Origin of the sequence: Novosphingobium album (ex Liu et al. 2023) (assembly GCF_029076845.1) — a bacterium.
Classification (GTDB): domain Bacteria; phylum Pseudomonadota; class Alphaproteobacteria; order Sphingomonadales; family Sphingomonadaceae; genus Novosphingobium.
In genome coordinates this window covers 40,513-62,516 of record NZ_JARESE010000085.1, presented here as the reverse complement: position 1 = coordinate 62,516, position 22,004 = coordinate 40,513, and the positions used below count along the sequence as shown (strand labels likewise).

Here is a 22,004-nt window from a genome sequence, read left to right as displayed (position 1 = left end):
CGGCGCGGCCACCTATCGGCCATCAAAATTGACGCCGACCGGACTCCGTAATCGTCGCGCTACACGAAGCGTTCCTGCAAGGACGCTTCGGGCGCGGCGGATCGCGTTGCCGGGACTCGGCGCGGGAGCATTTCCCCGCCCGGCGTGGCCGGCGGGCGGGGAAGGCCCGCCTAGCGGCCGAAAGTGTACTTCAGGCGCAGGCCATACATCCGCGGTTCGCCGACATTGGCAGTTTCGAAGCCCAGTTCGGGCGAACCGAGGCTGCCGGCGAAGGTATAGTACTTCTCCTTGGTCACGTTGGTCGCGAACAGGGCGAGATCGACCGGCGAGCCGGCGATCGAGTTCCAGCTCATGTTGAGGTTCAGCAGGCTGAGCGAGGGCAAAGTGCTGAACGCCGCGATCGCCGGGTTCGGATTCTCGCGGTCGGTATAGTTGATCTGCATACCCGAACGGTAAGTGAAGATCGCGCCGAACGAGATGTCGCCAATGCTGGCGGCAAGCGGAAGCGTGTACTTCGCCGACGCGGTCAGCTTGTGCTTGGGCGAAAGAACCTCGGGATCGCCTTCCTCGAACGGCGCGGCGAGCACGAAGTTCGGATCGTGGAAGTTCGAGAAATCGGGCACCGAGGTGATTTCGGTGTGCAGGTAAGTGTAGCTGGCCGAAAGATCGAAGCCGGTGAACGGCGTCAGCGAAGCTTCCGCTTCCAGGCCATAGATCTTCGACTTGTTGACGTTGACCGGCGCCGCGGTGGACGACTGGCCGCTGCCCGGCGCCGCGTTGAAGCCGATCTGGAGCTGCTGGTTGGAGAAGTCGTTGTAGAACGCGGCCATGTTGAACGTGCCGCGCACCGCGCCGTGGAAGCTGGCCTTGACGCCGGCTTCATAGGTATCGACCTTTTCCGGCTCGACCAGGTTGAGCGGCGCCGCCACGTTCGGCGCGATCGTCGCCGCGCGATAGCCGCGCGCGTACTTCGCATAGACCAGGATGTCGGGCGTCGGATTGTAGTCGAGGCCGAGCAGCCAGGTCGGTTTGTTCGACGATTGCTTCAGCTCGACCACGCAGCCGGTCGCGACCGCGGCCGGATCGGTGCAGCGCGGGTTCACCGTCATCGGGAACAGGCCCGGCACCGGCGGATAGTTGGGCACGTAAGTGCGCCGGTCGCTGATGTTGCGCTGGCGGTCCCAGGTATAGCGGATGCCGCCCGTCACCTTGAGCTGTTCGGTAAGCTTGTAGGTGGCCTGGGCATAGAGGCCGACGTCATGGAAATAGGTCTTGCCCACGGTGTAGTTGACCGAGCCGACATGCAGCGGCTTGGCAACATCGGGCACCGCCGGATTGAGATTGCTCAGGAAGCCGATCGGATCGACGCACTGGAACTGCGCGCCCTGATCGGTGCACGAGGCCAGGAACGGCGACTGGCTACCGGATTCGCCCAGCGGACGGCTGACTTCGAGATAGCCGCCGGTCTGCCATTCGAGGCGGCCGTCAGGCGTGTGGCCCTGAAGCTGCAATTCCTCGGTGAAGGTGTTCTGGTCGGCGGTCTTCAGGCCCGGCGGGGGCGAGATCTGGGTGAAGGGCACATGATAGGTGCCCAGCGCCGCCAGCGCCGGATTGACCTGTGCGAAATCAATCAGGAAATCGACGCCGAACTGGCCGGCGTTGATCGTCTGCTTGTATTCCGCATAGCTGGCGATGTTCTTGATCGTCAGCGTGTCGCTGGCCTGCCAGGTGGTGGTGTTGATCACCTGCCACTGGTCGATCTTCGAATAGGAATCGGCCAGCGGATTGATCACATCGTAGAAGCCGGAGCCCTGGCGCGCCAGCTGGGCCGCGGCGAAACCGCCCATGCCCTCGGTCGGATCGGCCGCGACGAGCTTGGTCAGCGGGCCGTTGGTGTCCGAATGGACGTACGAGAAGATCGTGTAGTTCTCAAGGTTCGGCGTCAGGTCGCCGACGATCGAGAGACGGCCGGCCCAGTAATCGACATCGCTGAAATCCTTGGGACCGATGCCGCCGACGTTGTTGAGATAGCCGTCGCGCGTCATGCGATCGCCGGCCAGGCGGACGCGGAAGGTATCGGACAGCGGCAGGTTGATCGCGCCCTGGACGCGCTTCATGTCATAATTGCCGTACGAGCCCTCAAGGTAGCCTTCGAGCTGCGAGGTGGGCTTCTGCGGCACCAGCAGCACCGCGCCGCCGGTGGTGTTGCGGCCGAACAGCGTGCCTTGCGGGCCTTTCAGCACCTGCACGTTCTGCAGATCGAAGAAGCTGCCCGGCAGCACGCCGTCACCCGTGGGCACGCCGTTCGAAGCACCGCGCGGCGTCACGACTTCGGCGAAATAGGCGCCTACCGAGGGCAGCGTGCCGATGTCCTGGGCAAAGCCGCGAATGGCGAAGGTGGTGTTCTCGGTGCCGAAGTTCGAGTTCGACGAGAGCGACGGCGTGTAGGTCGCCAGGTCGCTGGCGTTGACCACGTTGCGCTCGGCCAGCTGGTCCGGGTTGAAGACGGTGATCGAGATCGGAACGTCCTGAAGGCGTTCATCCTTGCGGCGCGCGGAAACGACGATGTCGTTGCCCGCCTCGCCAACCGCCTCTTGCGCCTGGACGGGCATGGCAACGGCGATTGCAGTGGACGCGCAAAGCGCGAGACGGAAGTCCCAAACCTTCATGAAAACCCTCTCCATTAAGAACATCGTTCTCGACCACGGCGAAAACACCGTCGTCTTGGCAACGTTGCGCGCTGTCCATCGTGGAAAGATCGTGCGCTCGCAAGCGACCTGCGCGGCCGCAAACACGCCTTTGCCCGCTGGTGGTGCGATTTTGCTACAGCGTGCCAGAGAAAAGGGCACGGATTTCCGCGAATTGCGCAATCGTTCCCGCGCCGTCCCTCGGAAAAATACTTATCGTCCCGACGATATCGCACGATGCCATGCCCCGGAACCGCCCCTGGCCCCGAAGTGATGCCCGGTCCGCCACCGTGGAGACGGCGCGGCCGGCGGGATGCGCGCCCCACCCGCCCCCGGCGCCTGTCCCGATTCGGGGCGCCGGAGGCGGCGGGATTGCTTCAGACCATCACGCGCTCATGTCGGTCTCGCATTCGATCACCGTGGCGATGCGGTTGCGCGCGCGATCGAAGAAGTTGCTTTCGTCGGCGATCACCTCGTCGCTCATGACATTGGTCGTGATATATTCCAGCGTGCGGCGGTAAGTCGCCTCGTCGTCGAACCACATCTCCGTGACGACGTCATAGGGCAGTTCGTCGTTGCGGCCGGTCTCGGCATTGGGCTGCGGCTCCAGGTAGCGCCGCATGTAGCGGACGATGCCGGCCATGTACTTGCGGCACAGCGGCACGTGGCGGTTTTCGTAGTAATCGCGGAAATCCTCCATGCTCATGCCCGGCTTGCGCTTCATGAACAGCAGGATCTTGTATGTGATGTCGGTCAATTTCGGCCTCCCTTGCGCCGTCAGCCAATCCGCGCGCGTTCGCGCGACCAGGGCAGCAACAGGAACAGCAAGCTGCCGATCGCGATCGTGCCCGAAACGAAATAGAGATAGGGTGAGAAACTGTCGCCCATGGCCAGGGTCCGGCTGATGCCCACCGCGCCGATCGCCGAGGCGAGGAACGACACGCAATAGACCAGCCCCAGCGTGGTGTTGTAGATGCGCAGCTTGAAATAGCGCGCCACCAGATAGGAAATGAGATCGCTTTCCGCGCCGATCGAAAGCCCCACCAGGAACATGGCGAAACTGATCACGCCAACGGTGTTGAGATCGGTCCCCAGCAGAAAGAAGCCCAGCGAAGGCAGCACCATCGAGAGCGTCGTGACGATCGGCGTGGCGAAGCGATCGAGCGCCAGCCCGCAGGCGATCCGCCCCACCACCGTGCCGAAGGCATAGATGGTAACGATGTTCGCGGCGGTCTGCGTCGAAACCTGGTTGTCCACCAGCATCAGGTTCATCTGCGAGGCATGGAGCGGGGTCTGCAGCAGGCACAGGAACATGCCGATGAAGATCACCCAGAACACCGGGCTGGTCAGGATCGTGCGGTAATCCTCCTTCGCCGGCTTGTGCAGTTCGACCACGGCGGGCATGTCGGGCACGTTCGCGCCCGGCGCGGCTTCGTGCCCCGCGCCCGTGTCCCTGGGGATCAGCCAGACCGCGGCCAGCCCGGCCAGCAGCGTCAGCGCCGCCAGGCCCAGGTAGGCCGTGCGCCAGCCGTGATGCTCGATGCTCCAGTTGACCAGCGGCACCAGCACCATCGCCAGCAGCGCCGGCACGCAATTGACGATGGTGAGCGCCAGCCCCGTGGCGCGCGCGAAATTCTCGGCGATCAGCCGGGTATAGACCAGCGGGCTGGTCAGGCTGCCGGTCGCCAGCGTGAGCGTGGAGACGACCAGGAAGAAGCCGAAGCGGCCATCCTGCACGGCATAGCCGACAAAGCACAGCGGCACCAGGATCGTGCCCAGCAAGGCGATGCGGCGCACGCCGATCCGATCGGTGAAGCGGCCGATGAATGGCAGGACGAACAGCGTCGTCAGCATGGTCAGGCCGACCAGTGCGAATTGCGAGCGCGACCAGCCGAACTGCGCGACAAGATGCGGCGCGAAGACGCTGTTGGTATAGGCGAAAAGCGGAAGGCTGGTGCCCGATCCCAGGCTGGCCGCCGCGAGCGGCCGGATATTCTGGCGCAACTCGCCCAGGTAACTCAAAGCCCTCTCCCCTGTCGCGACCCTTTTCGGGCCTGATTCTCCGGCAGGGTGACGATTGGCGCGGCGCTTGTCGAGAGCGCAGTTCGCGCGGTCAGGCGATCGCCTTGAGGAAACCGAGGCGTCCTTGCGCGGCTTCCTCGCGCAGGGAGACGAGATCGAGTTGGAACGCGATCTCCTCCATCGGCGCCTGCACGCGGGGATTGCCTGTCCAGAACACCACCCGGCACACGCGCCGGGCGATGCGCCAGCCATCCTGGGTGCGGACCAGTTCGTCATCGTAATAGCCGGTGCCGTCCCACACCGGCGGATCGCCCGCGGCATGGCGGATCAGGCGCCACATGCCGTATGTGTGCGCCGCCGCGCGGTCGCCCGCCACCTTGACCAGATGGTTGGTCATGACGTGCTGGGTGGCATCGAACAGGGCGTGGAACGATCCGAAATCGGCCTTGAACCGCGCCCGGTCGGTCCAGTGCGAGGAGGCGCCGTAATCGGCGTCGCAATCCTCGGTGAAGATGCGATCGAACAAGTCCCAGCGCTGCGTGTCCATGGCCAGGCCATAGAGATTGATCAGCGCGACGATGTCTTCGCGGTCCGCCATGCCCCCTCTCCCGTCAAAGCGGCAGCGAAACCGCCGCCGTGCCCTTGAGGATGGTCGCGCCGTCCTGCGTGGTCATCCTGGTCTGCACCGTCACGACGGGCATACCGAAAGGCGAATTCTCTTCCTTGGCAACAACTTCGCCGTCGATATAGGTCACGTCGCCTTCGAACGCGGGGCTGCGGAACTGCGTTTTCGAATGCCAGACATAGCCGTCGTGCCCGGCCCAATAGGCCACGGTATCGACATGCCAGGCATTCATCGACGAGCCGTAGCCATAGACGCCGCCCATGCCGACCTTCTCGCCCTTCTCGGCATTGATGTGGCCCGATGACGGCCCGTGGAACAGGCCGTCGGCCTGCCGCGGGTCGATCTTGCGGGCATCGAAATCGTAAGTCATGTCCGCGCCGAAGCCGGCATCCTCGGTCGCCGGATCGACCATCCCCTCCGGCACGTTCCAGCGCCAGGTGCCCCAGATGTTCTGCCGGTGCGCGCGGCATTCCAGCGCGAAGGTGACGCGGCTGTGCGGCCCGATCACCCGGCGCGGCAGCCTGTCGCCAACCCGCACCTGGCCGAACCGGGGCGAGATGCCCTCGCGGTTCGAGCGTATCCAGTCGAGCCGCAGCCGGGCGATCTCGTCCAGTTCTGCGCGAGTCCACAGTTTCGGCGGCGCGTTGCCCTTGTCATAGACTTTGCGCTTGGCCGCTTCCTCAACCAGATAGCGGATCGAAGTCGCCCGTTCCTTGGCGACGAGCGCGCCGTGCTGGTTGCGGTGGACGGTATCGCCGTCGGCGAACATGGTCGGCCCGGCAAAGGCGGTGTCGGTCACTTTGTAGCCGGCAAAGCTGCGCTCCTGCGTCAGCTTGTCGCCGGGGCGGATCGGCGTGCCGTAGAACCACCATTCCTCGCCCGCGAAGATCAGGTGCGATCCGGGGATCTTGCCGACGCACGACGGATGGCAGCCATGGCCATAGTCCATCGCCACGGTGAAGCTTTGCGGCGCGACGATGCCGCCGAACTTGGAGGCGCGCGCGAACGTCTCGTCCCAGTGCAGCGGATTGGCGTAGTCCATGGCCTGCACCCAGCGGCGGATGTCGGTGGCGTTGCACGGGTCCCAGAACTCGGCGAAGACGATCGGCTTGCCGATCCACTTGTCGACATCGCTGGTGTCAAGGGTGACGTCTGCTTCGGCCATGGCTCTCTCCGCTCGCGGGCGGCGCCTGCGCGGGGCCGCCTTTCGCTTGATCGTTTCCGCCTGTTTCACGCGCGCGGCAAGCCTGCCCGGCAGAACATGCAAGCCCATCGGCATATGCCGCAACCCGCGCGCCGCCGCCGTTCGCGCTGGCCGAAGTTGTCGCGGTGGCGATCATTTTCGCGCCTGCCGGGGCGCACCGGCGAAATTTTCGACATGCCCGCGCGCTTGGGCTAGGCGCTGTCCCCAATCCGATTCGCCACTTGTTCCCGGGAGAACCTGCCATGAAGATCGACAACACCATCGCCGCCGTGGTCACGGGCGGCGCATCCGGCCTGGGTCGCGCCAGCGCCAAGGCGCTGGCCGACGCGGGCGTGAAGGTCGCCATCTTCGACATCAGCGAGGAAGCGGGCGAAGCTTTCGCCAAGGAAATCGGCGGCGTGTTCTGCAACGTCAACATCATGGACGAGGACAGCGTCGAGGCCGGCTTCGCCAAGGCGCGCGCGGCCAACGGGCAGGAACGCATCCTGGTCCACTGCGCGGTCGTCGCCGGCGGCGGCAAGACCGTTTCGTGGGACAAGCAGAACGCCTGCTACAAGCGCACGCCGACCGAGCAGATCGCCCGTTCGGCCGAAGGCATCTTCACCGCCAGCTACCGCGTCGCCTCGATCGCCGCGCTGGGCATGGCCAATGCCGATCCGGTCAACGAGGATGGCGAGCGTGGCTGCATCATCTTCACCTCCTCGGCCGCCTCGCAGGATGGCCAGATCGGCCAGGTCGCCTATGGCGGCGGCAAGGGCGCGGTGAACGCGATGGTCCTGCCGATGGCGCGCGACCTGATGGACCTGGGCATCCGCGTCAACGCGATCCTGCCCGGCACGTTCGCCACCCCGCCGATGCTGCGCGTCAAGGAAATGAACGAAGCGGTGTTCGAAGGCCTGGGCAAGGCCGTCCCCTTCCCCAAGCGCCTGGGCAACCCGGAAGAATTCGCCTCGCTGGTGATGGAGCTTTCGCGCAACACCTATTTCAACGGACAGTGCATCCGTCTCGACGGCGCGATCCGTATGCCGCCCAAGTAAGCCGGGGCGGAATATCCGATCGCGATGGGGCCGCGCCGCAAGGCACGGCCCCCTTTTTTTGGCGATTGGGGAGAATGCTGGCGGGAAGTAAGGCGTGGCGGACCGCGATCCTCCCCTTTTGAGAGGAGGTGGCAGCGCGCAACGGTGGCCCCCCTCCCCCTCCCGGGGGAGGATTTGCCAGCCCGCATGGTCGGGTGGGCGAGCGATATGATCGGCTCTTTTCCCTGACCGGCCGGGGCCTGCGAAGGCGCTTGCGCGGGTTCAGTAGCCCATCAGGCTGAGCACTTCCTTGCGGCTGCGGTCATCTTCCAGGAAGGTGCCCATCATCCGGCTGGTGATCATGCCCACGCCCGGCGTGCGCACGCCACGCGCGGTCATGCAGGCGTGGCTCGCCTCGATCACCACGGCGACACCGTGGGGGTTGAGGTTGTCCCAGATGCATTGCGCCACTTCGGCGGTCAGGCGTTCCTGGATCTGCAGCCGGCGGGCGAAGCCATGCAGCACGCGCGCCAGCTTGGAAATGCCCACGACATGGTTGCGCGGCAGATAGGCGATCGCCGCCTTGCCGATGATCGGCGCCATGTGGTGCTCGCAGTGCGACTGGAAGGGGATGTCCTTGAGCAGCACGACCTCGTCGTACCCGCCCACTTCCTCGAAGATGCGCGAAAGGTGGATCGCGGGATCCTCGGTATAGCCGACGCAATATTCCTTCCACGCGCGCGCCACGCGCTTGGGCGTGTCGAGCAGTCCCTCGCGCTCCGGGTTGTCGCCCGCCCAGCGGATCAACGTGCGGATCGCGTCCTGCACGTCTTCGGGCACGGGGGGCTTGCCCAGGGGATTGTCTTCGTCCGGCCCGTCCAGGCTGCTCATTCCGTCCATCTCCTCAATCGCGATTTGTTGTTCTGCCAGATGCGACGTAGGTGCCCCGGACGCCGGAACAACCCGCGCTTGTTGATCGGTTCGAACATTTCCTCCGGTCGCTCGGGATCGAGCACTTCGCCATTGGCAAGCGCTCTTTCAGCATCGGACAGCACTTGCAAGCGCAAGGGCTCAAGATGCTTGCCGGTTTTGGGCAATGCATCAATCATCGCCGCCATGGTGCCGTGCCGCTCCAGCCCGGCCGCCACGTCCTCGATCGGGATGCCGCAATGCTCGGCCAGCAGCGAATGGCGCATCCGGGTGATGGTGGGGCCGACGGCGGCATTGGCCGGGCGGGCGGTGTCGATGAACACGTCGCATTCGCTGTCCAGCCCCATCGACCGGTTGTTCATGTTGGCCGAGCCGACGCGCACGATCTCGTCATCGAAGATCGTGATCTTGGCATGGACATAAATCGGCGTTCCCCCGCTGGTGTACGGCACATAGATGCGCAAACGCCCGGCGTGATCGACTTGCCGCACGGCGTTGACCAGTTGCACCCGCGCCGAATCCATCGCCACCTGGCTCAGCCAGCCATCGGCGGTGAAGGCGTTGATCAGCAGGAACTCGGGCGGGTCGGGCTCGACCAGCCGTTCACAGATCGCCTCGGCGATCCGGCGCGAGGCGAAATACTGCGTCTCGGCATAGACGAACTTGCGCGCGCGGGCGATCTGTTCGACGAACAGCGCCTCCACTTCGCAGATCTGGTCATAGTCGCCGTATTTCGCCCGGGTGCGGGCAATGCCGATCTCGACATTGTGGAATTCGGCCTCGAGCCGCGCGGGCCAGGGGCTTTCCGCCTGCGGCCGGCACGGCGGAACATCGCGCCCGCCCGCCGCTTGCCAGCGCTCGCGCCCCAGTTCGGCCAGCGCCTGCGCCACATCGCCTTCCATCAGCATCGTCGCGTCATGCCACGGGTCATAGCGCGATCCCGTCGGCCGCTTGCGGCGGGGGTCGTGGTGGATGTGCTCGCGCGTGTCCCAGCGGTCGGACGTCATGTCGATGCCGCCGCAGGCCGCCAGCTTGTCGTCGATCACCACGATCTTCTGATGATGGCTGCAGCCCAGCGGATGGGCCGCGTCGAACTTGAAACGGATCGCCGGGTGGGCCAGCCAGCGCAGCAGATCGATGATCATCGTGCCCCGGAACAGCGACTTGAACAGCGAGAAGTTCCACTTGAGGATCAGGATCTCCAGCCCCGGCGTGTGCCGCGCCAGCCAGATCACGAACGAGCCCAGCCGCGCGGGAAACCGCCCCTTGCGCGGCAAGTGCCACCAGCGCCGCCCGGCCGAGAGCAGAATGCGCGTATCGAAATCCCAGCCGATCACGAAGATGCGCTGGCGCGCGCTGCACATCGCATCGCGGATCACGTCGAAGTAGTCAGCCGCGTCGATCACCAGATGCGCACGCGTGGCCATGGCATAGCGCCAGACCGAGGGCTGGGCCCCCGCATCGCTATCGGCTTCACCCGTCATCGTCCATCCCGCCGCCAAATCCTGTCCCGCGCACCAACAAGCGCCCAGCCATGCCGAAGTTCCATCGCCTGCACCAGTGCGCGCAGCCGCTTGCCCGTCGCTGATCCGGCCGGCGCCGACCATTGCCTTTGTCCGCCCCCGCGGCAATCCTGCCGGCAGACCACGGACAGGCAGGGGAATGCCGCGCATGACGACGCCGGTGAGCACAATCGTCCGGCAACTGGCCGATCGTGAGGCGATCCGCGAGTGCCTCTATCGCTATGCGCGCGGGGTGGACCGGCTCGATGCCGGGATGGTGCGCAGCGCCTATTGGCCCGATTGCGTGGACAACCACACCGGCTTTACCGGCAATGCCGAGGAATTCATCGCCTGGGCCTTCCCGATCATGGGCACGATGGACCAGACCATGCACCTGATCGCCAATGTGCTGATGACGATCCGGGGCGAGAGCGCCGATGTCGAATCCTATTTCTATGGCATCCACCGCATCACCCTGCCCGATGGCGGCAAGTCCGACGTGATCGGCGCGGGTCGCTATATCGACGGTTTCGAGAAGCGGGGCGAGGAATGGCGCATTGCCCGGCGCCATGTGATCACCGACTGGTTCCGGCAATATCCCGATTCGGCAGACTGGTCGCGCGGGATGCTGGGCATCATGATCGCGCCCGGCGGCCGCTTCCCCGATGACGAAAGCTATACCCGCGCGCGCATCGAATAGCCGGTCCGCCTGAAAAACCGCTCGCTTCACTGGCTATGCTGTTGCCAGCCTGCCGATAGCCTTCATAAAAACAGGCTGTCCGGCATGGTTTCGCGCCGCCGGGCACGCGCGGGCCAGGGCCCTGTCCGGCCCCCGTGCCGTCATCGCCGCCAGTGCTTCGCGCCTGGCATTCGCGACGATGGCGAATTCGCCCGCATGTTGCCGCGCCGGAACAGCCGGGGCGGTCCTGCGTTGGGAAGGAGAGGCTTTTCGTGGTTGTAAAGGAGTAAGCAATGAAGAAAACGCTCATCGCCGCCATATTGGCCGGGGCCAGCCTGTCGCCCGTGGCAGCCCTGGCGCAAGGCGCCCCCGCCGCGGCCGCGCCGACGCCCGCGGTCGGCGCCAAGGTGTTCGGACCCGATGGCGCGGAAGCCGGCACGATCGAGAAGATCGAGGGCGGCAATATCGTGGTCAACACCGGCACCCACCGCGCGACGCTGCCCGCCGCCGCTTTCGGCAATAACGAGACCGGCCTGCTCATCAGCATGACCAAGGCCCAGCTCGACGCGGCGGTTTCCGCCGCCGAGGCGCAGGCTTCGGCCAGCATGGATTCGGCGCTGGTCGCCGATGCGCCGATCAAGAGCAGCGACGGCGTGCTGGTCGGCTCGATCCAGAAGGTGGAGGGTGACAATGTCACGGTCAACCTGGCCGAAGGCAATGCCATCACGCTCAAGAAGGAATTCCTGATGGCCGATGCCAGCGGGCTGAAGCTGAAGATGAGTGATGCGGACTTCAAGTCGGCCGTGGCCGCCGCCACGGGCAGCGCCAGCGCGCAGGCCGATGCCAATGCCAAGGGCGGCAGCGGCGAGGAAGCCGCCGCGACCGAGCCGCCGGGCAACTGATCAACCGATAGCCGCGCATCGCGCGCAGGATCGGGGCCGGGGCGGATCGCCGCGCCGGCCCCTTTTCATGCGATGCGCGCCGCGCCCTTCGGAGCGCGAAGGGGCTCAATCGCCCCTGCGATGGCGGTGCAGCGAGGCGAGCACGACCGCGCGGTTCGAACGGTCCGCCTCGAACCGGGCCAGCGCCACGTCCCCGTCCAGAATGGCGCGGACGATGCGCTTGCGGCCCGCCAGCCACTGGCCGGGCGCGACCAGCCCCTTGCCCATCGCATCCGGCGCGCCGGATGCCGAAAAGTGCAGCGTCACCCGCGTCAGCAGCTCGAACAGCGGCCGGTTGACCATGGTGAAAAGCAGGTTCTGGAATTCCTCTTCGAGATCGAACACCTCGCGTTCGGGATCGCAGCCTTCCAGCCGCGCCGCGAAATCGCGCAGGCCCGATCGCGCCTCGGTGCTTTCCTCCTGCGCGGCGGCGGCGCAAAGCTCGTTGAACAGCAGCGAGGTGATATCCAGCGCTTCTTCCCATGAGGCCGGGCGCGCGCGCATATAGGCGGCGAGCGCGCGCTCCAGCGTCACCACGTCCGGCCGGCGTCCGTAATAGCCACCGCCCGGTCCGCGCCGCACTTCCAGCAGCCCTTCGTGCTCCAGGATGCGCGCGGCCTGCTGCACGGTGACGATGCCCACGCCCAGGTCGCGCGCCAGTTCCGACAGCGATCCGATCTGGCTGCCCGCCTCCTGCGCGAAGATCCGTTCCCGCAAGGCTTCGGCCGTGGCCTGCACAAGGTGCCGCCGGCCTGTCGCCGGGTATCCGATCGCTGCTGCGGCGCTGCTGTCCATGGCCAAACAATATGCCTAGTTTTGGCGAAATCCAAGAGCACGGCGATTCAATCACCGCTTGCAAGCCGATTAATAGGCACATTAAATAAGCACTGACGACTCGCCGGGCAGGCGGCCAGATGGCCCGCCTGCCCGTCGACGAAGAAAAACGGCAAGCAGAAAGCGGGATGATCCTCCCGCCTGAGGAGAGCGTGCGATGGCCTTCCGAAATCCGGCGGCGGATACCCTGCCGCGATATCCCCTGATCATCGGCGAAAGCCGCGCCGAAAAGGGCAGCGGCACCGTGATGCCGCATGTCTATCCGGGCACCGGCACGGTCACGCGCGAGATCGCGATGGCCAATGCCGACGATGTCGATCGCGCCGTCGCGGCGGCGCGCGCGGCCTTTCCCGCCTGGCGCGCCCTGCCCGGCGACAAGCGGCGCGACCTGTTCTTCCGTCTTGCCGCGCTGCTTGAGGCGAAGTCCGGCGAATTCGCGCCCAGCCTGATCGCGGAGAACGGCTCGATCGCGATGACCGCGTCCTACATGGGCTATGACGCGGCGCAGAAGTTCCGCTATTTCGGCGGCTGGGCCGACAAGATCCACGGCCGCACCGTGCCGATGTGGGGCGCCCCCGCGCACGACTATGTCTCTTACGAGCCTTATGGCGTGGTCGGCGTGATCGTGCCGTGGAACGGCCCGCTCTTCGCCGCGACCATGGTGATGGCGCCCGCGTTGGCGGCGGGGAACTGCGTGGTGCTCAAATCGCCCGATCTTGCCCCCTACAGCGCGATGAAGCTGGTCGAACTGATCCAGGAAGCGGGCTTTCCGGCCGGCGTGGTCAACCTCGTGACCGGCGCGGCGGACGTGGGCGAGGCCATGGTCGCGCACCCCGGCATCGACAAGATCGAGTTCATCGGCTCGGGCGCCACCGCGCGCAAGGTGCTGGCCAATGCGGCGCAATCGCTCAAGCCCGTGGGGCTGGAACTGGGCGGCAAGTCGGCCGTCATCGTGTTCGACGATGCCGATCTGCGCAACGCGGCCAGGCGCGGGTTGGCCGGCGCGGTCTCCGCCAATGGCCAGGGCTGCGTCAACGGCACGCGCCTGCTCGTCCAGCGCGGGGTGTACGAGCCTTACCTCCAGATGCTCACCGCCATGGCCAGCCATGTCGTGCCGGGCGATCCTTACGATCCGGCGACCACGCTGGGCCCGGTGATCTCGCAAGGCGCGCTCGATCGCATTCTCGGCATGGTGGGGCGCGGCGTGGCCGATGGCGGAAGGATCGTCGCGGGCGGGGAGCGGATGGGCGGCGATCATGCCGCCGGCTATTTCCTGCCGATCACGGTGCTGGCCGACGTGGCCAACGATTGCGAGATCGCGCAGAACGAAGTCTTCGGCCCGGTGCTGGTGGTCACGCCGTTCGAGACCGAGGAAGAGGCGATCGCGCTGGCCAATGGCACCGAATATGGCCTGGGCGCCTATGTCCACACCCAGAACCTGCGCCGCGCGCACCATGTCACCGCGCAGCTTCAGGCGGGCATGATCCACGTCAACGGATCGGGCGAGGCGATGCAGCCCAATTGCCCGTTCGGCGGCTTCAAGAAGAGCGGCCACGGCCGGCTTGGCGGCATGGAAGGCCTGCACGAGTTCCTCCAGCCCAAGAACATCTGGATGAGCCTTGCGGAATCGGAGGGTTGACGATGACCATGCTTGATCCCGGCGAACGCGCGGCGCGCGGCCTTGCCACCCAGGCCGAAGTCACCGGCCTGCCCGCCACCGCGCCAGCCACGCTGATCGAGGAATCCTGGCGCGACTTCATCTATGCCGAAGTCTGGACCCGGCCCGGCCTGCCGCGCCGCCCACGCTTCCTGGTCGCGATGGCGACGGCGGCGACGTGCGGGCTGGAAGAGGCCCGGCTCGATGGCTATGTGCGCGGCGCGCTGAAGGGCGGGCACCTGACGCTGGCCGAACTGCGCGAGGCGGCGCTGCACCTGGGCGTCTATTCGGGCTGGGGCAATGGCGGCAAGCTGGACCGCGCGGTGAGCCGCGTGGCCGAAGAGCTGGGCCTGCCGCCCGCCGAAGTCCCGCCGATCTGCCCTGAACCGTGGCATCCGCAAGCGCGCAACGATCGCGGCCATGCCGAATTCGACAAGGTCATGACCTTTCCGCCGGGCCCGCCGGCCACGCCGTTCCTGGAAGGGATCAACAACTTCGTCTTTGGCGAGATGTGGTGCCGCCGGGGGCTGGACGAACCCTCGCGCCGCTGGATCACGCTGGTCGGGGTGTGCGAATCCGGCGCCGAGATCCCGATCCGCAGCCACATCCACGCCGCCATGGCGAGCGGCAATTGCGCGGGCGGGGAAATGCTGGAGTTCGTCCTGCAATACGGCACCCATGCCGGCTGGCCCAAGGCATCGCGCATCCAGGCGGTGGTGCTGGAGATGATCGACAAGGTGGCCAAGGGCCTGCCCTGGCACGGATGAGCGAAAGGAAGCGGAAATGGCCATCATCACGGATATGACAGGCAAGGTCGCGCTGGTGACGGGGGCGGCCTCCGGGCTGGGCCGGGCGACCGCGCTCAAGCTGGCGCGGGCGGGCGCGGATGTGTGCCTGGTTGACGTCAATCGCGCCGGGCTGGAAGAGACCGAAGCGCTGATCGGGCGGGACGGGCCGCAAACCATGGTCCACACCGCCAATCTCGCCGACCCGGATGCCTGCACCGCCACGGTGGTGGACGCGGTCGCGCGCTTCGGCCGGCTCGATGCCTTGTGCAACATCGCCGGCGTGATCCGCATGGTGCACAGCCACACGATGACCCGCGCGGATTTCGAGATGACGATGGCGATCAATCTCGCCGCGCCCTGGCACCTTTCGCAAGCGGCGATCCCGCACTTGCTCGAAAGCGAAGGCGCGATCGTCAATTGCGCGTCCTCGGCGGCGTTCATCGGCGAGGCCTATGCGGCGGCCTATTGCGCCAGCAAGGCGGGCCTGGTGCAGATGACCAAGGCCATGGCGATGGAATACGTGCGCCGGCCGATCCGCATCAACGCGGTGGCGCCCGGCGGGATGCGGACCAATATCGGCCTGGGCATGACCATGCCCGAGGATGCCGAGATCGACCTGATCAAGCGCTATTCGGGCCTGCGCGGGCTGGTGGAAGTGGACGACGTGGCCGATCTGATCACGCTGCTCGCCTCGCCCGAGGGGCGCGGCTATCACGGCGCCTGCCTGTCGATCGACGCCGGCATCACGGCGGGGTGAGCGCGATGCAACGGATCGGCTTCATCGGCATCGGCAGCCAGGGCGGACCGATGGCCATGCGCATCGTCGATGCGGGAATGCCGCTGGTGGTCTGGGCGCGCCGGCCCGAAGCGCTCGAACCCTATCTCGCCAAAGGCGCCAGCGCCGCCGCGAGCGTGGCCGATCTCGGTGCGCGATGCGATCACGTGGGCGTCTGCGTGGTCGACGACGCGGGCGTCTTAGCGATCTGCGACGAGCTGATCCCGGCGATGCGGCCCGGCGCCTGCCTGGCCCTGCATTCGACCGTGCTGCCCGCGACCGTCGAGGAGCTGGAACGCCGCTGCACGGCGCGCGGCATCGCTTTCGTCGATGCCCCGGTCAGCGGCGGCGCGCCGGGGGCGGAGGCCGGCACGCTCACCGTGATGTGCGGCGGCACGCAAGCCGCGTTCGACAGTGCGCACGAGGTGTTCGAGACTTTCGGCAAGCTTATCGTCCTGCTCGGCCCGGCCGGGGCGGGGCAGCGCGCCAAGATCGTCAACAACGCCCTGCTCGCCGCCAACATGGGCCTCGCGCAAGCGGCGCTACAAGCGGGCGAGACGCTGGGCGTCGATCGCGCCGCGCTGGCCGCGCTGGTCAAGGAGAGCAGCGGCCGCAGCTTCGGCTTCGAGGTTTTCGCCCGCCTGCCCTCGCCCGCCGCCTTCGCCATCGGCGCGCCGCTGCTGGTCAAGGACGTGGGCCTGCTGGGCGCGATCCTGCCAGGCCATGACGGCGCCGACCTGCTGGCCCACGCGGCCCACCCTTTCCTCACCGCCGCGACCGGCGGCTGATCCTCACGGAGTACGCTTAATGGCCTTCACTCTCGACCAGTACCGCCTCGACGGCAAGGTCGCCATCGTCACCGGCGCGGGCGGACGCGGCAATTCGATCGGCCGCGCCTATGCGCTGGGCCTTGCCAACGCGGGTGCTGCGGTGGTCGTCGCCGATCTCAACGCGGATGGCGCCGGGGCCGTCGCCGAAGAGATCGTCGCGGCGGGCGGCAAGGCGGTTGGCGTGCAGGTCGACGTGGCCGACGAAGCCTCGACCCTCGCCATGGGCCAGGCCGCGATCGCGGCATTCGGCGGCGTGGACATCCTGGTCAACAACGCCGCGCTGATGGTCGATATCAGCTACGACAATTGGGAGACGATCAGCCTGGAAAACTGGAACAGGGCTTTCGCGGTCAATCTCAACGGCGCGCTGCTTTGCACCCGCGCGGTCGTCGGCTCGATGCGCGAGCGGGGCGGCGGGCGGATCGTCAACCAGACCAGCGGCGGCGCGTTCCCCGCGACCGGTCTTTACGGCATCAGCAAGCTGGCGCTGGTGGGCCTGACCACCACGCTGGCCAAGCAGTTCGGCAAGGACGCCATCACTTGCAACGCGATCGCGCCGGGCAATGTCAAATCGGACGCGGGCAAGCTGCTGGTGCCCGACGATTCCCCGTTCATCCAGTTCCTGCAAGCGACCTGCGCCACCCGCCCGCGCGGCGAGCCCGACGAACTGGTGGGCGCGCTGCTGCTGCTCTGCTCCGAGGCCGGCGCATGGATCACCGGGCAGACCATCCACATCGACGGCGGCTGGGTAATGCGCCCCTAGCTGGGACTGCGCAAAAACGCGGAAATGCGCTGCGGCGGGGCACCCGATCAGGCGGGTTGCCCGTGCGCCTCGATCAGCAGGGCGCGCAGTGCCTCGACGCATTTGCCCAGCCTCTCGCGCGGGCCCATGCCGGCCAGCCCTTCGCTGCGCAGCGGCACTTCCAGCGAGAAGACGCGATCGGCGGGCAGCGCCGCGAGCACCGCGGACAGGCCCAGTTCGCCTTCGCCGGGCACCATGCGTTCGAACATGCTTTCCTCGAAATAGCTTTCGAAGCGCGGCACGCGCGGCGCGTCGCAAACTTGCACATAGTCGATCAGCTCGGGATCGAGCGCAGCGATATCCTCCGGCCCGCCGCCCGAGCGCACCAGATGCATGGTATCGATCAGCAGGCGGAAATCGGGCCGGCCGATCGCGCGCAGCACCGACAGCGCGGTGGGCAAGTCGGCGATCGTCAAGGACGGCGCGAATTCGGTGGTGATGCGCAGGCCCCGCTCCGTCGCCAGTTCCGCCAGCCGGGCGAACTGCGCGCAGGTGCGGCCCAGATCGGGGTCCATGCTGACGGTGTTGATCCGCTGCGCGCCCAGTTCGGCGAAGACATCCAGATCGCGTGCATAGTCATCGGCCACCGCACCGTCGCGAATGGTGCAGCCCTCGCCCAGCGAGATCGAGACGCCGCGATCGGCCATCGCCGCGATCATCTCGCGCCGCAGCACGGCGTCGTCGCGCAGCGAAAAAGCCGGATAATCGTGCACTCCGAAGGGAAAGCTGCTCAGCCCGGTCGAGATATGCTGGCAGCCAAGGTCCGCCGCGAGATCGACGAAGGCGACGGGCGGCAAGCCGAAGACGCTGATATTCTCGATACCCAGCTTCACGAATCGCTCTCCCCCTTCGTTATCCGAGACGTTTAGCCCTGGTCCCGTGCCATGGCGAAGCTCTTCGTCATATGCTCACCGAAACCGCCTGCCACCGGGTGGAACGTCCACAAGCGGCTCTGGTCGCGGATCGCGTCGATGGCGCCGGCGACATCGTCGATCGTCCATTCGGGCCGGAACACGCCTTCGGTCTCGGCGATGAAGGCGCGCGCGACGCGGCCCGCCATCGAGACATACATCTCGCCCGAGACCGAGCAGCTCTCATGCGCCAGCCAGCCGACCACCGGCGCGACCAGATCGGGGCCCATCGGCGGATATTGCGAGATGTCGAGCCCTTCGGCCATGCGCGTCACCGCGCCGGGCAGGATGATGTTCGATTTGACGCCGCGCTCCGCGCCTTCGATCGCGACGATGTTGTTCAGCCCGATCATGCCCGATTTGGCGACCGCGTAGTTGACCACGCTGGCCATCGAATAGAGCCCGCCGATCGATCCGGTGAGCACGACCCGGCCATAGCCGTCGCGCGTCATCCGTTCGAACGCCGGGCGCACGACGTGGAAGGCGCCGAGCAGGTGCACGTCGAGCACTGCGCGGAAATCCTCGTAGCTGATCGCGTCGAGCATGGCATAGCGGTTGTTGCCGGCATTGTGGATCAGCACGTCGATCCGCCCGAAATGATCGAGCGCGGCCTCGATGATCGCCTTGCCGCCTTCGGGCGTGGCGACGCTGTCGGTGCTGGCCACCGCCTCCCCGCCCAGATCGCGGATCGCCCGGGCGGATTCCTCGGCCGGGCCGGCATCGCTGCCGCTGCCGGTCACGGCGCTGCCGTTGTCGTTGATCACCAGCCGGGCGCCCTTGCCGGCCAGCAGTTCGGCATAAGCGCGGCCCAGCCCACGCGCGCCGCCCGTGATCACCACCACGCGCCCGTCGAAGCGGCGTTCGGTCATGACGCGTTCCAGGTGGTCGCACCCGGCGCCCAGAGCGGGGCGCCGCGCGTTTCGCGCAGGCTTGGGATCACGCGCCCGTCGATATCGGTCAGGCCATATTCGGCGGCAAGCTCGGCATTGATGAACGTGCCGCCGGACTTGGCGGCAAGGTTGGCGTCGCAGGCCAGCGCGGCGATCACCCGGCCGGGGAATTCGGGTGAGGAGCCCACCGCACTGTTGAGCTGGCTGGCCATGCCGGGCACGGTCTTGAGGTTTTCCATCGCCCTCTCGGTATAAGTGAAGCCCTGCCAGAGCGAGAGCGCGGTGACGCCGGTGCCGTTCAGCTCCACCGCCATGTCGCGCATCATCCGGTCCGTCGCGGTCTTGGTCGTGCCGAACACGACATCGTAGGTATAGGTCACGCCGACATAGCCCGAAAGCGCGGCGATCAGGCCGGAGCCTTGCGGCACCATGATCCGCGCCGCGTGCCAGGCGGCGATGAACGCGGCGCGCACGCCGGTATCGAAGATCTCCCACTCGGACAGCGGCTTTTCCCAGAAGCCCACGCGCTGCGTCATCGCGTCGGGGATCGCCATGGCATTGTTCACCAGGATATCGAGCTGGCCCTCATCGCCGCGAATGCGATCGAACACGGCGGCGATCTGCTCGTCCTCGGCCAGGTCCATCGGCACCGCCACGCCCCGGCCGCCGCGCGCGTTCACCGCGGCGACGGTTTCGGCCAGCGTGCCGGGCAGCGGATGCTCGCCGGGCGAGACGGTGCGGCCGGTGACGTAGACCGTGGCCCCCTGATCGGCGAGCGCGCAGGCAATGCCCTTGCCGATCCCCCGGCTCGCCCCGGTGACGAGCGCGACCTTTTCCGACAGCGCGCCCATCTAGCCGGCCGCCGGGTTGGCGGGCGCGCGCCGGTTGACCAGCGGCCGCTGGTAGGAGGGATCGTCCTGCGAACGCGCGGACACGCCGTTCAGCGCGATATCGGGCACGTCGGCGAAAGGGATCGGCATCGGCGGCGGCAGGCAGCCCCATTCGATCACATTGGTGCGCAGCGCGATCTTCCATGCGCCCGCGCGCCGTTCCAGCCGGTCGATATAGCGCCCGCCGGCGATCCACAGCGTCTCGTCACGGTTGCGGCCGACGAACTGGTAGTAAGTCTCGGCATGGGCAGTATCACCATCGAGGTCGATCGTGGTCTGCAGCAGCGCATGGTGCGTCAGGATCTGCCCGGCTTCGTGCATCGGCACGGCCCAGTCCCAGCAATCGGCCGCGCTGCCGACGAAAGGCCCGGCCGCCATCTCGGCATCGTCGTGGAAAGCCGAAAGGTAGGTTTCGCGATCGAACCGATCCATCCCGCGCGAAAAGCGCGCGAGGCATTCCAGGATGTCCTGCTTGTCGAGCAGCGCGTCCAGCCGCTGTTCACGATCACTTGCCACGATAGTCCACCTCCGCGATCGGCTTCCAGATCGGCGAGCCCCGCGTCGCCCGCGCCGAGGCGATGACCGCGCCATCGACATCGGTGATGCCGTATTCCTGCGCCAGTTCGGCCGTGACGAATTCGCCGCCGGATCGCCGCATGATCGCCGGATCGGCCGCCAGCGCCGCGACGACGCGGCCCGGATGCTCGACGCTGCTGCCCTGCATACTGGTGATCGAGGCGGTCATCTTGTCGCCCATCTTCGCCAGGTTGTCCCTGGCCTTCTCGGTCAGCGTCAGCCCTTGCCACAGGACCAGCGAGGCGACATTGTGCGGCTCCAGTTCGATCGCCATGTCGCGCGCCATGCGGTCCACTGCCGATTTCGACGTGCCGAAGACCACGCCATAAGTATACGTCACCGCCGCGAAGCCGGAGATCGCGACGATCAGGCCGGACTTGCGCGGCACCATGATCCGCGCCGCGTGCCACGCCGCGACGTAGTTGGACTTCACGCCCACATCCCACATCTCAAGGTTGGAAAGCGGCTTTTCCCAGAACCCCTTGGGTTCGAGCAGATCGTCCGAGAGCGTGAAGGCATTGTTCACCAGGATATCGAGCTGGCCCTGCTCCGCCTCGATCCGCGCGAACAGCGCCGCCACCGCCGCGTCATCGCCATGGTCGCAGGCAACGGCGATGCCGCTGCCGCCGCATTCCTTACCGCGCGCGATGCATTCGGCGGCCGTCTCGCCCACCGTGCCGGGCAGGTAATAATCGCCCGGATGGACGCTGCGGCCGGTGACGTAGACGGTCGCGCCCTGCTCGGCGAGCACCAGCGCGATGCCCTTGCCGATGCCCCGGCTCGCCCCGGTGACGAGCGCGACCTTGCCGGCAAGCGGCGCGATCACTGGCCGGCCGCGAAGAAGGTCGCGCTGAAATCGCCGCGCGCGCGGCCGGGGAAATGCCCGGCGGTGAAAGGATAGCCCATCACGCCTTCGGCCCAGTCGATCGCCGCACCCCAGTCCTGATACCAGTCATAGAGCATGACGCGATCGGCAATGCGCCATTCGCCGTCGCGCCGGGCCATCGTGTCCAGATAGCGCCCGCCGATGCAGGTATCGCGATCGCCCGCGCCCATATCGACGCGGTGATAGGAAATGACGTGGGTTTCCGCCTTCGCGCTGTCGCCGGCCAGCTCGATATAGCTCTGCCCCAGCACGTGCTGCGTATTGCTGATGGCCTCCGCGCCGGGCACGACCCAGTCCAGATAGGCTGCGAAATCGCCGCTGTAGACGCCGTAGTCGAACGTTGCGTCCGGCCACCATGCGGCGCGGATCAGCCCGGCATCGCGCCGATCCTCACCGCGCGCCAACCGCGCCAGGCAATGCCTGATCGCCTCACGGTCAACGAAATCCGCCATCGCGCCATCCATGGCCATTCTCTCCGCCTTGTTCTCCAGCCCTGTTGGGCCACGTGGGCACTATAGCCAGGAAACGGCGCGAAGTGCTTGACCAATTCGGACACCCC

At 66.7% G+C, this 22,004-nt stretch carries 23 protein-coding genes; 9 read left to right on the top strand and 14 right to left on the bottom strand.

Going from position 1 to position 22,004, the window contains the following annotated elements; all coding sequences use genetic code 11:
• Positions 1-170 precede the first annotated feature (170 nt).
• The gene (locus tag PYV00_RS22980) at positions 171-2,669 is read right to left on the bottom strand and encodes a TonB-dependent receptor (protein WP_275230667.1); all 2,499 of its coding nucleotides are present in this window, start codon (positions 2,667-2,669) and stop codon (positions 171-173) included.
• Here PYV00_RS22980 and PYV00_RS22975 point away from each other — a divergent pair.
• A complete protein-coding gene (locus PYV00_RS22975; RefSeq protein ID WP_275230666.1) occupies positions 2,668-2,961 on the top strand; it encodes a hypothetical protein in 294 nt (97 codons plus the stop codon). The genes PYV00_RS22980 and PYV00_RS22975 overlap by 2 nt on opposite strands.
• Before the next feature lie 111 nt (positions 2,962-3,072).
• Here PYV00_RS22975 and PYV00_RS22970 read toward each other — a convergent pair whose 3' ends face one another.
• The 4 genes from PYV00_RS22970 to PYV00_RS22955 all read right to left on the bottom strand — a co-directional run bounded on the left by PYV00_RS22970 (position 3,073) and on the right by PYV00_RS22955 (position 6,499).
• A complete protein-coding gene (locus PYV00_RS22970) occupies positions 3,073-3,444 on the bottom strand; it encodes an EthD domain-containing protein (protein ID WP_275230665.1) in 372 nt (123 codons plus the stop codon).
• A 20-nt stretch (positions 3,445-3,464) separates the two neighbouring features.
• A complete protein-coding gene (locus PYV00_RS22965) occupies positions 3,465-4,709 on the bottom strand; it encodes an MFS transporter (RefSeq protein ID WP_275230663.1) in 1,245 nt (414 codons plus the stop codon).
• A gap of 91 nt (positions 4,710-4,800) precedes the next feature.
• On the bottom strand, positions 4,801-5,307 hold the full coding sequence (locus PYV00_RS22960) for a nuclear transport factor 2 family protein (protein WP_275230662.1): 507 nt from the start codon (positions 5,305-5,307) through the stop codon (positions 4,801-4,803).
• A 13-nt stretch (positions 5,308-5,320) separates the two neighbouring features.
• Complete coding sequence (locus tag PYV00_RS22955; protein ID WP_275230661.1) at positions 5,321-6,499, bottom strand: FAS1-like dehydratase domain-containing protein; 1,179 nt, start codon at positions 6,497-6,499, stop codon at positions 5,321-5,323.
• A 281-nt stretch (positions 6,500-6,780) separates the two neighbouring features.
• Between PYV00_RS22955 and PYV00_RS22950 the strand changes: the two genes are divergently transcribed.
• Positions 6,781-7,575 carry an SDR family NAD(P)-dependent oxidoreductase gene (locus tag PYV00_RS22950; protein ID WP_275230660.1) on the top strand — a complete coding sequence of 265 codons (795 nt, stop codon included), beginning with the start codon at positions 6,781-6,783 and terminating at the stop codon, positions 7,573-7,575.
• A gap of 261 nt (positions 7,576-7,836) precedes the next feature.
• Here PYV00_RS22950 and folE read toward each other — a convergent pair whose 3' ends face one another.
• Together folE and PYV00_RS22940 are read right to left on the bottom strand one after the other, a co-directional pair.
• Positions 7,837-8,445 (bottom strand): GTP cyclohydrolase I FolE, encoded by a 609-nt coding sequence (gene folE / locus PYV00_RS22945; protein ID WP_275230659.1) that lies wholly within the window; start codon positions 8,443-8,445, stop codon positions 7,837-7,839.
• Positions 8,442-9,968, bottom strand: a complete 1,527-nt coding sequence (locus tag PYV00_RS22940; RefSeq protein ID WP_275230658.1) for a phospholipase D-like domain-containing protein — start codon at positions 9,966-9,968, stop codon at positions 8,442-8,444. Before PYV00_RS22940 ends, folE begins: the two co-directional genes overlap by 4 nt.
• 187 nt (positions 9,969-10,155) lie before the next feature.
• Between PYV00_RS22940 and PYV00_RS22935 the strand changes: the two genes are divergently transcribed.
• Positions 10,156-10,686, top strand: coding sequence for a nuclear transport factor 2 family protein (locus PYV00_RS22935; RefSeq protein WP_275230657.1), 531 nt, complete (start codon positions 10,156-10,158; stop codon positions 10,684-10,686).
• A 272-nt stretch (positions 10,687-10,958) separates the two neighbouring features.
• A complete protein-coding gene (locus tag PYV00_RS22930) occupies positions 10,959-11,567 on the top strand; it encodes a hypothetical protein (protein ID WP_275230656.1) in 609 nt (202 codons plus the stop codon).
• 105 nt (positions 11,568-11,672) lie between these two features.
• On the opposite strand, the gene PYV00_RS22925 is transcribed toward PYV00_RS22930, so the two are convergent.
• Positions 11,673-12,401 carry a GntR family transcriptional regulator gene (locus PYV00_RS22925; RefSeq protein WP_275230655.1) on the bottom strand — a complete coding sequence of 243 codons (729 nt, stop codon included), beginning with the start codon at positions 12,399-12,401 and terminating at the stop codon, positions 11,673-11,675.
• 196 nt (positions 12,402-12,597) lie between these two features.
• Here PYV00_RS22925 and PYV00_RS22920 point away from each other — a divergent pair, with 196 nt between their 5' ends.
• Genes PYV00_RS22920 through PYV00_RS22900 form a run of 5 tightly spaced genes read left to right on the top strand, consistent with a single transcriptional unit; the run spans position 12,598 to position 17,253 of the window.
• Entirely contained in the window at positions 12,598-14,079 is a 1,482-nt protein-coding gene (locus PYV00_RS22920; RefSeq protein ID WP_275230654.1) for an aldehyde dehydrogenase family protein, read from the top strand.
• Positions 14,080-14,081: 2 nt separating this feature from the next.
• Complete coding sequence (locus PYV00_RS22915; protein ID WP_275230653.1) at positions 14,082-14,864, top strand: carboxymuconolactone decarboxylase family protein; 783 nt, start codon at positions 14,082-14,084, stop codon at positions 14,862-14,864.
• A 16-nt stretch (positions 14,865-14,880) separates the two neighbouring features.
• Positions 14,881-15,642 carry an SDR family NAD(P)-dependent oxidoreductase gene (locus PYV00_RS22910; protein ID WP_275230652.1) on the top strand — a complete coding sequence of 254 codons (762 nt, stop codon included), beginning with the start codon at positions 14,881-14,883 and terminating at the stop codon, positions 15,640-15,642.
• A 5-nt stretch (positions 15,643-15,647) separates the two neighbouring features.
• A complete protein-coding gene (locus PYV00_RS22905) occupies positions 15,648-16,448 on the top strand; it encodes an NAD(P)-dependent oxidoreductase (protein ID WP_275230651.1) in 801 nt (266 codons plus the stop codon).
• Positions 16,449-16,467: 19 nt separating this feature from the next.
• Complete coding sequence (locus tag PYV00_RS22900) at positions 16,468-17,253, top strand: SDR family oxidoreductase (RefSeq protein WP_275230650.1); 786 nt, start codon at positions 16,468-16,470, stop codon at positions 17,251-17,253.
• Between the two features lie 47 nt (positions 17,254-17,300).
• On the opposite strand, the gene PYV00_RS22895 is transcribed toward PYV00_RS22900, so the two are convergent.
• From PYV00_RS22895 to PYV00_RS22870, 6 genes are read right to left on the bottom strand one after another with little or no spacing between them, the layout of a single operon-like run.
• Positions 17,301-18,125, bottom strand: a complete 825-nt coding sequence (locus PYV00_RS22895) for a sugar phosphate isomerase/epimerase family protein (protein WP_275230649.1) — start codon at positions 18,123-18,125, stop codon at positions 17,301-17,303.
• 32 nt (positions 18,126-18,157) lie between these two features.
• Positions 18,158-19,072 carry an SDR family NAD(P)-dependent oxidoreductase gene (locus tag PYV00_RS22890; RefSeq protein ID WP_275230648.1) on the bottom strand — a complete coding sequence of 305 codons (915 nt, stop codon included), beginning with the start codon at positions 19,070-19,072 and terminating at the stop codon, positions 18,158-18,160.
• Positions 19,069-19,944: an SDR family NAD(P)-dependent oxidoreductase gene (locus PYV00_RS22885; RefSeq protein WP_275230647.1), complete on the bottom strand. Its 876-nt coding sequence runs from the start codon at positions 19,942-19,944 to the stop codon at positions 19,069-19,071. The genes PYV00_RS22890 and PYV00_RS22885 overlap by 4 nt, the downstream gene beginning before the upstream one ends.
• Entirely contained in the window at positions 19,945-20,499 is a 555-nt protein-coding gene (locus PYV00_RS22880; RefSeq protein WP_275230646.1) for a nuclear transport factor 2 family protein, read from the bottom strand. It lies immediately after the preceding gene.
• The gene (locus PYV00_RS22875) at positions 20,489-21,385 is read right to left on the bottom strand and encodes an SDR family NAD(P)-dependent oxidoreductase (RefSeq protein WP_428981678.1); all 897 of its coding nucleotides are present in this window, start codon (positions 21,383-21,385) and stop codon (positions 20,489-20,491) included. Before PYV00_RS22875 ends, PYV00_RS22880 begins: the two co-directional genes overlap by 11 nt.
• A complete protein-coding gene (locus tag PYV00_RS22870) occupies positions 21,382-21,915 on the bottom strand; it encodes a nuclear transport factor 2 family protein (RefSeq protein ID WP_275230645.1) in 534 nt (177 codons plus the stop codon). The genes PYV00_RS22875 and PYV00_RS22870 overlap by 4 nt, the downstream gene beginning before the upstream one ends.
• Between the last annotated feature and the right edge of the window lie 89 nt (positions 21,916-22,004).

Coding starts and splice junctions, on each gene's coding strand:
- PYV00_RS22975 (WP_275230666.1), top strand. CDS start 2,668: ATGAAAACCCTCTCCATTAAGAACATCGTTCTCGACCACGGCGAAAAC.
- PYV00_RS22980 (WP_275230667.1), bottom strand. CDS start 2,669: ATGAAGGTTTGGGACTTCCGTCTCGCGCTTTGCGCGTCCACTGCAATC.
- PYV00_RS22960 (WP_275230662.1), bottom strand. CDS start 5,307: ATGGCGGACCGCGAAGACATCGTCGCGCTGATCAATCTCTATGGCCTG.
- PYV00_RS22955 (WP_275230661.1), bottom strand. CDS start 6,499: ATGGCCGAAGCAGACGTCACCCTTGACACCAGCGATGTCGACAAGTGG.
- PYV00_RS22950 (WP_275230660.1), top strand. CDS start 6,781: ATGAAGATCGACAACACCATCGCCGCCGTGGTCACGGGCGGCGCATCC.
- folE (WP_275230659.1), bottom strand. CDS start 8,445: ATGAGCAGCCTGGACGGGCCGGACGAAGACAATCCCCTGGGCAAGCCC.
- PYV00_RS22940 (WP_275230658.1), bottom strand. CDS start 9,968: ATGACGGGTGAAGCCGATAGCGATGCGGGGGCCCAGCCCTCGGTCTGG.
- PYV00_RS22935 (WP_275230657.1), top strand. CDS start 10,156: ATGACGACGCCGGTGAGCACAATCGTCCGGCAACTGGCCGATCGTGAG.
- PYV00_RS22930 (WP_275230656.1), top strand. CDS start 10,959: ATGAAGAAAACGCTCATCGCCGCCATATTGGCCGGGGCCAGCCTGTCG.
- PYV00_RS22925 (WP_275230655.1), bottom strand. CDS start 12,401: ATGGACAGCAGCGCCGCAGCAGCGATCGGATACCCGGCGACAGGCCGG.
- PYV00_RS22920 (WP_275230654.1), top strand. CDS start 12,598: ATGGCCTTCCGAAATCCGGCGGCGGATACCCTGCCGCGATATCCCCTG.
- PYV00_RS22915 (WP_275230653.1), top strand. CDS start 14,082: ATGACCATGCTTGATCCCGGCGAACGCGCGGCGCGCGGCCTTGCCACC.
- PYV00_RS22910 (WP_275230652.1), top strand. CDS start 14,881: ATGGCCATCATCACGGATATGACAGGCAAGGTCGCGCTGGTGACGGGG.
- PYV00_RS22905 (WP_275230651.1), top strand. CDS start 15,648: ATGCAACGGATCGGCTTCATCGGCATCGGCAGCCAGGGCGGACCGATG.
- PYV00_RS22900 (WP_275230650.1), top strand. CDS start 16,468: ATGGCCTTCACTCTCGACCAGTACCGCCTCGACGGCAAGGTCGCCATC.
- PYV00_RS22890 (WP_275230648.1), bottom strand. CDS start 19,072: ATGACCGAACGCCGCTTCGACGGGCGCGTGGTGGTGATCACGGGCGGC.
- PYV00_RS22885 (WP_275230647.1), bottom strand. CDS start 19,944: ATGGGCGCGCTGTCGGAAAAGGTCGCGCTCGTCACCGGGGCGAGCCGG.
- PYV00_RS22870 (WP_275230645.1), bottom strand. CDS start 21,915: ATGGCCATGGATGGCGCGATGGCGGATTTCGTTGACCGTGAGGCGATC.